The organism is Vibrio sp. 10N.261.51.C6 (assembly GCF_041471785.1).
Classification (GTDB): domain Bacteria; phylum Pseudomonadota; class Gammaproteobacteria; order Enterobacterales; family Vibrionaceae; genus Vibrio; species Vibrio crassostreae_C.
On the sequence record NZ_JBFRPB010000089.1, the window covers coordinates 29,935 to 43,647 of the forward strand.

General features: G+C 45.3%; 12 protein-coding genes. 4 read left to right on the plus strand and 8 right to left on the minus strand.

Going from position 1 to position 13,713, the window contains the following annotated elements:
• Positions 1-96: 96 nt before the first annotated feature.
• The 4 genes from AB4375_RS20335 to AB4375_RS20350 all read right to left on the minus strand — a co-directional run bounded on the left by AB4375_RS20335 (position 97) and on the right by AB4375_RS20350 (position 2,383).
• A complete protein-coding gene (locus AB4375_RS20335) occupies positions 97-351 on the minus strand; it encodes a DUF3297 family protein (RefSeq protein ID WP_017059204.1) in 255 nt (84 codons plus the stop codon).
• A gap of 242 nt (positions 352-593) precedes the next feature.
• The gene (locus tag AB4375_RS20340; protein ID WP_017059203.1) at positions 594-1,028 is read right to left on the minus strand and encodes a GNAT family N-acetyltransferase; all 435 of its coding nucleotides are present in this window, start codon (positions 1,026-1,028) and stop codon (positions 594-596) included.
• Between the two features lie 66 nt (positions 1,029-1,094).
• Positions 1,095-1,229, minus strand: coding sequence for a hypothetical protein (locus tag AB4375_RS20345; RefSeq protein ID WP_017059202.1), 135 nt, complete (start codon positions 1,227-1,229; stop codon positions 1,095-1,097).
• A 23-nt stretch (positions 1,230-1,252) separates the two neighbouring features.
• On the minus strand, positions 1,253-2,383 hold the full coding sequence (locus tag AB4375_RS20350; RefSeq protein ID WP_372052419.1) for a PcfJ domain-containing protein: 1,131 nt from the start codon (positions 2,381-2,383) through the stop codon (positions 1,253-1,255).
• Positions 2,384-2,618: 235 nt separating this feature from the next.
• Between AB4375_RS20350 and AB4375_RS20355 the strand changes: the two genes are divergently transcribed.
• The 4 genes from AB4375_RS20355 to AB4375_RS20370 all read left to right on the plus strand — a co-directional run bounded on the left by AB4375_RS20355 (position 2,619) and on the right by AB4375_RS20370 (position 6,919).
• Positions 2,619-3,041 (plus strand): universal stress protein, encoded by a 423-nt coding sequence (locus tag AB4375_RS20355; RefSeq protein ID WP_017063967.1) that lies wholly within the window; start codon positions 2,619-2,621, stop codon positions 3,039-3,041.
• Between the two features lie 193 nt (positions 3,042-3,234).
• Positions 3,235-4,611, plus strand: coding sequence for a DASH family cryptochrome (locus tag AB4375_RS20360; protein ID WP_372052420.1), 1,377 nt, complete (start codon positions 3,235-3,237; stop codon positions 4,609-4,611).
• Positions 4,608-6,179 carry a cryptochrome/photolyase family protein gene (locus AB4375_RS20365; protein WP_372052421.1) on the plus strand — a complete coding sequence of 524 codons (1,572 nt, stop codon included), beginning with the start codon at positions 4,608-4,610 and terminating at the stop codon, positions 6,177-6,179. The genes AB4375_RS20360 and AB4375_RS20365 overlap by 4 nt, the downstream gene beginning before the upstream one ends.
• Positions 6,179-6,919, plus strand: coding sequence for an SDR family oxidoreductase (locus AB4375_RS20370; RefSeq protein ID WP_372052422.1), 741 nt, complete (start codon positions 6,179-6,181; stop codon positions 6,917-6,919). The genes AB4375_RS20365 and AB4375_RS20370 overlap by 1 nt, the downstream gene beginning before the upstream one ends.
• A gap of 147 nt (positions 6,920-7,066) precedes the next feature.
• Here AB4375_RS20370 and AB4375_RS20375 read toward each other — a convergent pair whose 3' ends face one another.
• The 4 genes from AB4375_RS20375 to sbcD form a co-directional block, all read right to left on the minus strand.
• Entirely contained in the window at positions 7,067-7,951 is an 885-nt protein-coding gene (locus tag AB4375_RS20375; protein ID WP_029235559.1) for a PA4780 family RIO1-like protein kinase, read from the minus strand.
• A gap of 160 nt (positions 7,952-8,111) precedes the next feature.
• Positions 8,112-8,246: a DUF2256 domain-containing protein gene (locus AB4375_RS20380; protein ID WP_081324519.1), complete on the minus strand. Its 135-nt coding sequence runs from the start codon at positions 8,244-8,246 to the stop codon at positions 8,112-8,114.
• Positions 8,247-8,582: 336 nt separating this feature from the next.
• Positions 8,583-12,299, minus strand: coding sequence for an AAA family ATPase (locus AB4375_RS20385; RefSeq protein WP_372052423.1), 3,717 nt, complete (start codon positions 12,297-12,299; stop codon positions 8,583-8,585).
• Between the two features lie 5 nt (positions 12,300-12,304).
• A complete protein-coding gene (gene sbcD, locus AB4375_RS20390) occupies positions 12,305-13,558 on the minus strand; it encodes an exonuclease subunit SbcD (protein WP_372052424.1) in 1,254 nt (417 codons plus the stop codon).
• Positions 13,559-13,713 lie beyond the last annotated feature (155 nt).

Genomic DNA, 13,713 nt, shown 5'->3' on the forward strand with positions numbered 1-13,713 from the left:
TTGGCTAATTAAGCAAACATTAGCTAATTACTCGAAGTATTAGCTAGCCACACGACGTGATTATGCGTCGATGTATTAGCTAGCCACACGACATGATTATGCGTCGATGTAAAAAGCTTCTACAGTGCCTTTTAGAGTAATAAGCATTGGCTGACCAAAACGATCTAGCGCTTTTGGAGAAGGGATCTTAACCCAACCTTCGCTGATGCAGTATTCTTCAACATCAGTACGCTCTTTACCATTTAGACGAATGCCGATTGGGTATTCGAAACACTCAGCAACGTGGTGTGGGCTGCGTGGGTTGCCTGCAAGATGATCTGGTAAAGCTGGTCTTGAATTAGTATCGCTCATGTTCATTACCTGTATGTACGTAAATAAAAAAAGTGCGTCATTCTAGTCAATATAGGCTTTGTGCTCAACAACTGCTGCAATAAATCGTCTTGATCGTTTTAATCAACAGCTAGTTGTTTGATTTAAAGGCGATATCGGCATGAGTTTCAACGAAAATTTAACAGGTTTATGCATTATGGATGAAAGGGAGAAATTCATTACTCGAACGGCAGATAAACTAATATCAGGCTTTTATTCCGAGCTTATCGATTAAGCTCAATACTCATCACTTTATGGTTCGGTTCTGATTCGATATTTACGATTGACCAACCTAGCCCTTGGTAGAGACCCATGATATTGGTGTACGCGTAGAGTTGAGTTTGCACTGCAGAAGAAACCTGTCTGACACCACGATTAATCAGTTCACTGGCAATGCCTTGACCGCGCCATTGAGGGTCGACAAACACAGCGTTGATCCACACTACATCACGAACTTGGTGAGGTTCTTGAAAATAGGAATACGCCAAGCCACCAATGACCACATTATCGCGAAGTACTGTTATTACTGGAGGGAGTTGTACGTTTTCTTTATATGTATCTTTAAACTTGAAATCAGACCATTCACTTTGAAATAAGCCCTCTAACTCATGCCAATAAGGTGAGTTTTCATCGCAATTTCTAAAGATTACTTTCTGCATTTTTCCGTCCTTTTAAAGAGAGTAATTCGGCTATCCTAGCCTTGTTTAATCTAAGTGTAGGTAAAGCTACTCTTCTTCGTCGTAATCGTCTGCTGGGTCTTGATTAATTTCTTCGCCGCATCCTAGGCATTCACCTTGCAGATCCGTAGGCATCACAATAATCAAACCACAATGAGGACAAAGATCGCCTTGTTGAAACATCCTGTATTCCTTCTACTTAATGGCTATTGCTTAGGATATTTTTGCTTACTCGCTTCTAGCCAGTCGTGAATCACTTGGCGAGCGGATTCCGACGGAGGTGCATTTCGTTTTCCGCAGATTTGGTCTATTTCAAAAGGAAATGCTTGGCTCGGGACGCGGCATAAACCTATGGTTAAACGCTGAGGCTTGAGCATGCGGAACACCACATAACGATCGCTCATGATTCGGTTGTGATACACGCCAATACAGTGCTTCTGCTCGATGCCTTCGTGTTCAAGGTCGTAATAATCCGTGAGCGGATGAATGTTGTCATTGCCAAGTAAAGGAACGGGATAAGGGATGTCTTTATCCATTGGGCAGTTACCCTCCAAACGACGTAATTGGCGTTGCTCCGTCCAGCGGTCATGGAGTTGTTCAAACATCGCAAAAGAGTTCTGACTGGTAATCGCGCGCAGTGGATCATCCATCTCCAAATCTTGCCCTAGCAATATCGCATCTTGGAACATCGCCATCTTCGACGGTGCGTTAAGTCTGCCCTCTTCCACCATTGCAATCCCTAGCCTGCTACCAGTTAGAAATGGATGAACTTGGTCCAAACGCAGGGCTGTGTATCCAACTTTTGAGTAATGCTTAAACTTAAGAACTCGTCTTTGCAGTGGCTCGAGAATGCGAACAATGTGGTCGAGTTCATCACCAACATTGTAATGAAGCTCTAGCTTGTCGATGAATTTGAGTGTCGCCTTGCTGCCGTCTAAGCCCAACTTGGTAAGGATCTTCTTCTGCCCTAAGCGACTTAGTGCCAGTGCTTTCTTGTTGTCGACACTGTATTTCATGCAGATCAAAGCCAAAATAACAGGCCTTAATTCAAGCAATTGCGCGGCTTCATAAGTATTCGCAGCAAGCCACAACATCTGGTATTGGTATTCTGGAAAGTCGTCGGTGATTTCACGATAACGCGCAGGTAATGAATTTAGCCAACGACCATTCACGTCAAACTGTTCAACAAGGTTGAGGCTCAGCCCAATGCCTCCATCAAGCGGTCGTCTACCATCTTCAAACACATGAAAGCCGACGAGCTTTTGAGACCAGTCTCGGATCTCAATATCGTAGTCGAAACCTAATGTTCGAGTGGGAATGGTTAGTAGTGCTGTCATTGATGCCTCTTCGTTATTGGCGCATTGAACTATCAAGCCTATCTAACAGCATAAGCTAGCGCTTCAACCACTATATCAACCTTTTGTAAATTTCTTACCAATCAAAGCGATATAAATACGATAGTGCTTAGAAGAACATTGAATGATGATTTTACGGAATATGAGATCTCTTCGATATCATTTGCGTCAACAGAAACTATGCTTGTTACATAACTCTCAACAAGAGGCTTTAATTATGGATTACCGACATATTCTGGTCGCACTTGAACTGTCTGACGACACCAAGATTCTCATTGATAGAGCGACCTTCTTCGCTGATAAACTGGAGGCTGGCATTTCATTTGTTTATATCGATGGTACGCATGGAGAAATTTATCCAGAGCTCGTTGATATTCAGGGAAATGACGGTGATTTACCCATCAATGAAGATGCCGTTAAGCATTTGAAAGAGTTTGAAGCCTACGCCAAACACCCAATCAAGCACATTTTCGTGGGAACGGGTGATTTGAACGATAAGCTCAAAAATGCCATCGAAGCAAACGGCGTTGACCTATTGCTGTGCGGCCATCACCATGATTTTTGGCATAAGCTCATCTCCCATTCTAAACAGATCATCGATACTTCCCCTATCGATATTCTCGTTGTTCCTATGGAATAGAAGCTCCAGTTCGACACTCAAAAATAACCGGCTTTGCCAACCTCTATCGGTATTATTGGTTGGCTTGATATCCTCTTCAACACACTCATCCTGATCGAAATCTCCTATTTCCCACTTAGAGTAATCATTTGTGATCTTGTCAGCCTATCAACTCGTAAGCGTCTAATAATTAACAAATCGCCGAGTGAAAGTAATGAAAAAGATTGGCCTGTATCTTTTTACAAACGACTTAAGAATCAACGACAATGCGCTACTTTACCAAGCAAGCCAAATCGTCGATGAGCTCGTTTGTGTGGTTGTCGAACCGCTTCTGTCTCACTACTCAGCACAGTTCGCCCAAGAACAGCAATATGGCGCTCACCGCATAGCTTTCATTTCACAATCGATAAGCGATCTTAAGGCTAACCTGAGCGACCTAGAGCAAACACTCATCGTCCTTACACAAGACCAAGATAAAAGCGAGAACGTTAAATACTCGCTCAACGAGATTATCTCTGCTCTAAACGTCACTCACTTGTTTGCAAATGTTCATTGTGGCTACAACGAGCAACAGCTAGTGCAATCGACGTTGGCTGACTGCCCGAACTTAACTGCGATTCAATCTCATAACTCGACTCTGTTTGAGCTCGATGACTTCCCTTTTACGTTAGACAAGTTACCCCGCTCGTTTACCAAGTTCAGAAAACTCATCGAACACTTAGCCGTCGATACTCAAAGTTTGACCATAACGACGTTACCACCAGCACCAGACCTGACGATAACGTCACACTGTCACTCAAAAGCCTCACTTTTTAAGACGGGTGATTTGGCGAGCGAGCAAAGCTTCAAAGGCGGTGAAACATCGGGGTTAGTACATCTCGACCACTACTTCTCACACGATTACGCGAGCCGCTATAAACAGACAAGAAATGCATTGGATGGCATCGAGAACTCGACCAAGTTTTCACCGTGGCTCGCATTAGGTTGTATCTCACCAAAAACAATCTGCAGACACCTCACGCGATTTGAGTCGCATCATGGTTCCAATGATTCAACCTACTGGATCTATTTCGAGCTGTTGTGGCGCGAGTATTTTTATTGGAAAAGCATATCGTTGAAGGCATCTCTATTTACCGGCTCATACACAAACCCCGTTGTAGCAGAGAGTAGCACTCAATCGGCAAGCCCTAATTTTTCCAAATGGAAGAGCGGTAACACCAACTACCCGATTGTCAATGCATGTATGCGCCAACTTAATGCGACTGGCTACATGTCCAATCGCGGGAGGCAGTTAGCCGCAAGCTGCTTGGTTTACGAGTTGGGCGTCGACTGGCGACACGGCGCAGCCTATTTCGAAAGCCAACTTGTCGACTATGACGTGGCATCTAACTGGGGGAATTGGGCGTATATCGCTGGGGCTCTCAATCAACCAGTCCACAACAATCAAACTAAAAACCAATCACAGCCTAAATCACACCATTTTGATTTAGCCAAGCAGACGGAAATGTACGACCCAGACCATGCCTTCATCAATCAATGGTCAGACGGTAACGCAGTCACAACAAGCCTCACAAACCAGGACGCATTATGAAATTTAAAACGGTACGACTTGTATTAGGTGACCAACTCAACATTGAGCATTCATGGTTTAGACAGGTTAACGATGACGTTATTTACATCATTGCTGAGCTAAAACAAGAAACAGATTATGTTGCCTCTCACGTTCAAAAAGTGGCCGCGTTTTTCTGTGCGATGGGTTACTTCGCTAACGAACTCAAAGAACAAGGTAATCAAGTACTACACCTTACTCTTGACGACACAACGCAATTTGAAAACCTAGACACACTCCTAAAGCACTATGTACACGAATTCGGCGCAGAGAAATTCGAATATCAAAGGCCAGATGAATATCGCCTTTTAGAGCAGATGAACAAGCTCAAGCTCACCAATGCGACCAAAGGTTGTTGTGATACAGAACACTTCCTCTTTCCATTCGAAGAGATCGAACAACAGTTTCCGAAAGACAAACACATCATGATGGAGCACTTCTATCGCCGAATGAGAAAGCGATTCGACATTTTGTTAGAAGACGGAAAGCCCGTTGGCGGCAAATGGAATTACGACGCGAACAATCGAAAGAAACTCAAGAAACAAGACATCGAAAACCTGCCTCAGCCGCTAATGTTTACCAATGACATAACCGACATTTTGCAGCGTATCGAGCACCACCAAGTGCAAACTATTGGTCAAGTCGGTAACCAGTTACTATGGCCGGTGAACCGCGCACAAAGCTTGTCTCTACTCGCTCATTTCTGCCAAGTCTGCTTGCCGTTATTTGGGCAGTTTCAAGATGCGATGACGACAGAGCACGACTCTAAATGGAGCTTGTATCATAGCCGTATATCGTTCTCGCTGAACAGTAAACTGCTGAGCCCTAAAGAAGTGATTGATGCAGCACTGTCGGCCTACCAAGCATCCTGTCTTCGAGACAGCTCACCAGATAAGCCAAGCATCGATATTGCACAGGTCGAAGGATTTGTACGCCAAATACTGGGGTGGCGAGAGTACATACGCGCCGTCTATTGGGCAAACATGCCTGCTTACGCCAACAAAAACCATTACTCAGCACATCATAACCTGCCCCATTACTTTTGGGACGGACAAACCAAGATGAACTGCATGAAGCATGCGATTGACCAGTCTCTTGAGTTTGCTTACGCGCACCACATCCAAAGGTTAATGATCACTGGCAACTTCTGTTTAATCACGGGTATAGACCCTGACCAAGTCGACAGTTGGTACCTCGGTATTTACGTCGACGCGATTGAGTGGGTTGAAATGCCAAATACGCGAGGTATGGCACTGTTTGCGGATGGCGGGATCGTAGGAACCAAACCATACTCTGCCAGCGGTTCTTATATCAACCGCATGAGTGACTACTGCAAAGGCTGTCACTACAAGATAAAAGAACGCAGCGGCGAGCAATCTTGCCCTTTCAATAGCTTGTATTGGCGCTTTATGGACCAGCACCGCGATGCGTTAAACCGCAACCCACGTATGGGCATGTTATATCGCTCTTGGGACAACATGGATGAGCAATCACAACAAGCGATTCTCGATACTGCTGAACAACGAATCACAAACTTGGAGAACTTATAATGGTGGAGCAACTCAGATTACACATATTGGTGGTCGGTGGGAGCGGCGGTATTGGTTTCGCTGTGGTTAAACACCTATTATCTGAGCTCTCTCGGTTTGATTTTCTTGATGTGCATGTAGACGCGACTTACCACTCTCAACAGCCGGAACTAGAAAACAATCGCTTGAGCTGGCACAAAGTCGACGCCACCGACGAAGCTGATATTAAGCGCTTGAGTTCTGAGTTTGAACAACTTGATTGGCTGATCAACTGCGTGGGTATGCTCCACACTCCAGATCTTGGACCGGAAAAGAACTTGTCGTCCATCGACCCTGAGTTTTTCCTCAAAAACATCTCTGTGAACACCCTACCGAGCTTATTATTGGCAAAGCACTTCACGCCGATTCTTAGAGCGAGTGACAATCCAAAATTTGCTGTGGTATCCGCAAAAGTAGGTAGTATTTCAGACAACAGATTAGGCGGTTGGTATAGCTACCGCTCATCGAAAGCAGCCCTAAATATGTTCATCAAAACCATGTCGATCGAATGGCAACGCACCATTAAGAAAGGCACCGTGTTGGCTCTGCACCCGGGCACGACAGACACAGCTCTGTCGAAGCCTTTTCAGACCAATGTCCCTGAAGGTAAGTTGTTTGAGTCAAGCTATGTCGCCCATCAGTTGGTCGATATTATTCGCACTGCCACACCGGATAACAGTGGGCACTTCTACGCTTACGATGGTGAACAGTTAAATTGGTAGTTGATACGAGTGTCCGTCTTTCATTAGTGCTAAAAAAGAAAACCCAACAGAGTTGAAGCTCCATTGGGTTTTTATTTAGAAAGAACGCCTCTGTTTTAAAAGGCGTTTGGTTGATATCTAGCTAAAGATCAAAACTGATCATCACGATTATTCAGCCCAATTGAACTTAGTATCGTCAACACCTTCTTTCTCTTCTTTAGCTCGCTCGCGTCGATGTTGTTCTTCAATTCGCGCAGCGTCTATCTCTTGCATGATGGCTTCGATATCAGCCAAGTCGTCGGTTTCCGTAAACTCACCCGTCAGTTTGCTGTCTGGCTTCAAGTCGCCTTTCTCGTACAGCGCCCACATTTCCTTGGCATACTCGGTTTTTGCCAGTTCAGGAGCAAACTGAGCGTAATAGTCACGGATGTTATTGATGTCACGAGCCAGCATCCACTCAGCGTTGTTGTTAGCCGAAGCGTCAACCGCTTGTGGTAGGTCGATAATTACTGGACCGTACTCATCCACCAATACGTTGAACTCAGACAAGTCACCATGGATCAAACCAACACACAGCATTTTAACTACGTAAGTCATCATCACGGCGTGGTCTTCGATCGCTTGCTCTGCTGACATCACCACATCGTTCAAACGTGGTGCAACGTAACCCTCATCGTCAGTGACCAGCTCCATAAGCAGTACGCCATCAAAGCAACCATAAGGGACAGGCACACGAACCCCCGCTTCTGCCAGTTTATATAAGGCATCCACTTCAGCACTTTGCCAAACCTTTTCTTGTTGTTCACGACCAAAGCCAGAGCCTTTTTCCATCGCTCGAGCGCGGCGGCTATTTCGGACTTTTCGGCCTTCACGATACGCGGTCGCTTTTTTGAAGCTGCGTTGGCTTATTTCCTTATATACCTTGGCACAACGGATCGTATCGCCGCAGCGCACAATGTACACCGATGCTTCTTTGCCACTCATGAGTTGGCTTGTCACCTCGTCGACTAAACCGTCGTCAACTAAAGGCTGTATTCTTTTAGGTATCTTCATGCCGCCTTTATACATCACTTATCTTACAGATAGAAATATTAACTTGAGAAATGAATGACAAAACGATTAAAGGATCATCAAAATTACGACAAAGGAAGGAAATATTGGAGTTAACGGGTTTAGATCATGAGTATTGACCTGATCTATTCAGATTATGGGACTAAGACTTATTACGACGACAACGTTCAGAACAGTAGATCACGTCATCCCAACAGCGCTGCCATTTTTTACGCCATGCGAAAGGCTTTTGGCAAACAGGACATATCTTAGTCGGTAAATGGGGTTTCTTGTGCATGGCCGTTCCCTTCTTGAAGCATCCACTTCCTGCGTTTACTAGAGATTCCCTATTACGCTCGTACCTCGCTTTAGGGAATGACGAAGGTAATGCGAACAAATCTAGATTCCCTATTACGTTCGTACCTCGCTTTAGAGAATGACGAAGGCAATACGAACAAAGCCTAGTTCTCTATGACGTTCGTTCCTGACTTTAAGGAGTGACTGCGTAGTGATTTGTGACTACTCCCGACTCCGTCATCCTCGAGAAGGAGGAACGACTGAGTCGGGGATCTGCTTCATCTAGCTCTGTTTCTATTTCTGCGCAGATAAATTTAGCAAGAACCAAAGTAACAACCTAAGCGACAACCTTGTACTGCTTCTCCATCTCACTCACACCTAAGCCAGAGTGTTTTGTCACTTTAAGCTGAACGGGCACTCGCTCTTTCAGTGCTTCAACGTGGCTAATGACACCGATCATCTTGCCTGATGCATTCAAGTTATCTAACGCGTTAAGGGCAATGTCCAATGTGTCACTATCCAACGTGCCGAAACCTTCATCTAAGAACAGAGAATCAATACTGGTTTTGTAGCTCACAAGATCAGAAAGCGCTAATGCCAACGCCAAGCTCACCAAGAAGCTTTCGCCACCTGATAAAGTCTTTGTATCACGCATCACATCGCCCTGCCATGTATCGAGCACTTGCAGTTCTAAACCATCGTCGGCTTTACGTTTAAGCTCGTAACGACCATGCAAACGTTGTAGCTGCTTGTTCGCAAGGTACACCAAGTTTTCCAATGTTAAACCTTGGGCAAACTTACGGAACTTGTCGCCGTTCTTAGAGCCAATAAGTGAGTTCAAACGAGAGATATCATCAAACTCGACTTGTTGCTCATCAATTTGCTTAAACAGATCTTGCTGATTACTGCGGTTCTGGCTATCCGTTTCAAGATTGGCAGAAATTGCACCGATCTTGGTCGCATGGCTTTGCTGTGCGTTTTGACACTCAGTAGTCGCTTCTTCAACTTGCTGTTGGTCTTGCTCTTGCCATGCTTTCGCATTTTCGTGATTTAGTAGATCCACTTGTGTCGCTTTGGCGGCGTTCAACCTAGCTTGCGCACTGACAATCGCTTCGTCTAAAGACTTCTTCAGGCTTTGAAGTTGAGTTCTAACCTCTTCATCTAACAACGCTGCTTCAAAATTAGCCTCATCTTCGAACGGGCTAGTTTTCAGCGCCTCTAACCAAGCATTCGACGCTTGTGTGTAGCTCGATTGCTTACTGACTAACTCGTCCGAGAAACCAGTGTGTTTGGTTTGCTCGGTTCGATGTTCCAGCTCGCTGCGGTTAAGCACTAACTGCGCGGCATCAAATGCATTTACTGCTTCAGTGACTCTTTGCTTCATCGCATTGCTGGTGGCTTGAATGTCTTTGTCACCAAACAACTCTGTTCTTTCAGCCGTTACACGAGTGAGTTCTGACACTAAAGACTCACTCTCTTGCGTCAGTGTCGCGAGCTCTTTCTCAACACTGCTTAGCTTGTCGTCTAACGTTTTCAATTCGGCATTTTGAGTAATCAGTTGCTTCTCAATATCGGCCTGTTGCTGTTTGGTTTGCTGCCATGTGCTTGATGCTTGCGATTTCGCAGTAAACCAATCATCGATATGCTCAAGTTCAGGTGCTTCGATAGAAGTTTGAACAATGCTCTCTTTCAAAGCGTTCCATTGCTGGCCTTTCGCTTGAGCTATTTGAGTCACTTGCTCGTTTGCGACTTGGTTTTGCTTATTCAAATCAGCTAAGCGTTGCTCGGCCAACTCGAGATTAGACTGCGCCTTGTCAGCCATAACACTTACAGACAGGCGTTGTTTCTCAGCTTCAGCGTAATGCGCTTTAGCATCACCCAACGCTTTGAGTTGCTGCGCGCTCTGACTTAGTTGAAGTTCACACTGCTGAGCAAAGGTCGCGACTGTAGCTTCATTGCCTAAATCGTTAATCGTTAGCAGTGCCAGTTCAGGAGCCGTGCCAACGAAATCCGATAAGCTCTGTTGAAGCTTGCCGACAACGCCTTGCCAATTCAGCTGAGCTTGTTGAATATCCGCTTGCGCACGTTGAATGTCATCGTTAAGCGCCACAATCACAAGGGTAAGAGAATCTAACTGCTGACGATGCTCTTGGCCTTCTTTCTGAATCGCTGCTAATTCTTGTTCCTCAAGCTCTTTCTGGGCATTCAAATCCTTCGAACTTTGTGATTGTTCGATCGCATGGTCTGTTGAACCACACAATGGACAATCCATACCTGGCTTCAATGACGCTCGGTATTTCGCAAGGTCACCTTCTTGATCAATTAAGCGAACTAAACGTTCAAGTGAGGTCTTTTTTTCTTGGTATCGCAGAAGCAACACTTCACGCTCTTTCGAAAGCTTGTCGACCAACTGGGTGTTGGTTTGATGTGCCTGTGTTTTTGCGTGCAGCTGTTGTTGGGCATTTAGGAAACCACGATTGATCTCGAGTAATGAGTGCGTATTGCGATTCCAAAACTCCAACAGATCTTTTTGCGAATTCAACACTTGCTCGCTAGTGTTGCCTTGCAAGGCTTCCCACTGTTGCTTTGCACTACTTTCTAGCACAACCAATTCAGCTAAAGTTTTATCTTGCGTTGCTTTAGCGTCTTGAGCAGATTTGATAATCGTTTGCTGTGCATCAACCGCAGACAACGCTTGCTTCGCTGAATTCAACTGCTCTGAATGCTGGCGCTCTAGAGTACGAACTTGCTCGACCTTTGCTTGCCACTGACCTAGGTATTTTTCCAAATGCTGGTCAGCTTGATGCGTATTTAAGTACTCAGTACTGCGTTGATCTTGTTGCTTTAGTGCATCTATTTTTTGAACCAAAACGACCTGTTGATTAAGCTGCTGCGTATGTTGCTCGTTAAGCGTATTCGCTGCACTAACGGCCGCAGTTTGCTTATCTTTGAGTACGGCAATTTGGTTATCTAACGGGCGAACCTGCTCGATGATCTTCTCTTGATCCTGCTGTTCGGCTTTTACCTGTTCGACAATCGCACTGCTTTGAGTCAGTTTAGTTTGCGCGTCTTGCATTTCTGCATCACGAACGGCAAGTAACTTGGTGCTGTTATCTAGGTGAGCTTGAGTAGTGTTCACCTCTTGTTCGCAACGCCTTAAATCTTTGTGCATTGGGCGCAGCTTTTCAGCCGGCTCACTGTTTGCCAAGCGCTCTAATGAAGGTTGGTTACGGCCTAGTTCATCTTGAGCGGTTTTAAGATCGCGCTCACTGGTCGCAATAGTTCGCTCAGCTTTGGTCACGTCTTTCCACCAGCTTAGATGCGCTTGCCACTCTTTTAATTGCTCGGCTAAACGCTTCTGCTCGGCTTCTAGCGTTTCACGCTCTGCGGTCAGCTCTTGGACTTGCTCTTCAGACAGTAAGCTCACCCCTTCAGCTTTCGCTTTAAGGTGATTAAGCGACTCTTCACTCGACTTAAAATGATCGTAAATGCGCTCTGAAATCAGGCTATAAACTTCTGTTCCCGTCAACTCTTCAAGTAGCTCTGCACGGTCGTTAGCATTGGCATTTAAGAACGCTGCAAACTCACCCTGAGACAACATGATGGATTTAGTGAAGCGTGAGAAATCGAGCCCTGTAACCTGCTCCACCAGCTTGGTCTTCTTGGTCAACATGGTCTCTAAGACTTTGTCGGTGTCCGCATCGGCAAACTCGCACGTTGGCGTTTGCAATGCGCCATCGTGTTTTCCACGCGCTCGCTTTTGGTGGAAATTAGATCGGTACGTTTTACCTTGAACTTCAAATTCCAGTTCAGCAAAACACTCGCCCGTACCACGAGTCATTAATTCATTATTACCTTTAGCAATGCTTTTCAAACGCGGTGTGCGATGGAAAAGTGCCAAGCAAATCGCATCAAGAATGGTGGTTTTACCCGCCCCTGTTGGGCCAGTAATCGCAAACAGACCATTTTCTGCAAACGGTGATTGGGTGAAATCGAGCTTCCAACGCCCTTTCAAAGAGTTCAGGTTTTCAAATTCTAGGCTTAAAATCTTCATACTGGTTACTCTTCTACTTTATTTGGTGTTTGAGCGCTTTCAGACACTTCAACCATCACTTGTTTAAACTTCACCGTCATTCGCTCTAAACGTGCTTTTTCAGAATCGGTTTCAAACTCTTCTAAGGCAATACGCTTCGTAAACACGTCCATCGGGCTCAGTTCAGATAAGGTCTCTGCCGACTCTTGCTCTAATGCTTGATTACGACGCTCTCTTGCACGGCGCAGTTGAAGTACTTCAACGTTCAAGCCTTCGGTCAATGCACGCATACGTTCTTGGAGATCTGAAAGGTAATCTTGCGCTTGCACTTCGATCGATAACCACACGCTTTGTTCGCTATCTAAACCTATGTATTGGTTCAGCTGAGATTCGATCTCGCTCAAGTCGCCTTTGATTTCAGCTAGAGGTTGGAATGTGGGAACAGGCAGTTGAGAAATGGTGCGCTCACCTTCAACAAACTCAACCACACACACTTGTTTTTGAGACTTAAGTTCATCAAAACTTAGTGGGATTGGAGAGCCTGAATAACGAATGTATTCACGCTTTGCCACCACTTGTGGGCGGTGGATATGACCAAGTGCAATATAGTCTGCGTCTGGGAAGCCATCAGCGGCAAAACCATCAAGGTTGCCGACATAGATATCACGTACCGAATCCGATTGTTGAACACCCATCGCAGTTAAGTGGCCGGTAGCGATGATCGGCATGTGCTCGCTGTTTGCAAACGTCGCGCGCTTAGCAACCGCCGCATCATAAACACTTTGATAATGCTGTTTGATTGCATCGCCGAGTTGCTTCTGACGCTCAACGCCAGTGACACCCGCCTGGCTCATCAACACATCGCGAGGGCGAATAAAAGGAATGGCACAAACCAGCGCTTCTACATCGCCGTTCTTGCCTTTTAGTTCGACAACCTGAGTCGCATGATCTTCATTGGTATTAGGAATCACGTCTGCGCCCATGTATTTGAGCAGCTGTTGTGTCTCTTTAAGCACAGAGACTGAATCGTGATTTCCACCTAATAACACCAATTGGCAACCGATCTTGTTCGAATCGACCACAAACTTGTTATACATCTCACGAGCGTAACTCGGCGGTGTACTGGTATCGAAAATGTCGCCAGCAACAATGATCGCGTCGATGTCGTGCTCTGTAACTTGCTCAAGTAACCATTGTAAAAACCGTTCATGTTCATTCTTACGGCTTTTATTGTAGAAGTTTTGGCCAAGGTGCCAATCGGACGTGTGAAGAATCTTCATTGCTGCTCACTGGAAGTCGGTAATACCTTTAATCTACCAAAATAGTCGAGATAATTCCCTTTTATAAGCTTGTGAAAACCAACTAATTTCAGGCTTTGGACCAACTCCGCCCATAGCGTGACCAATCGTTATTTTTGAATCGAGTAGGAGGAGGC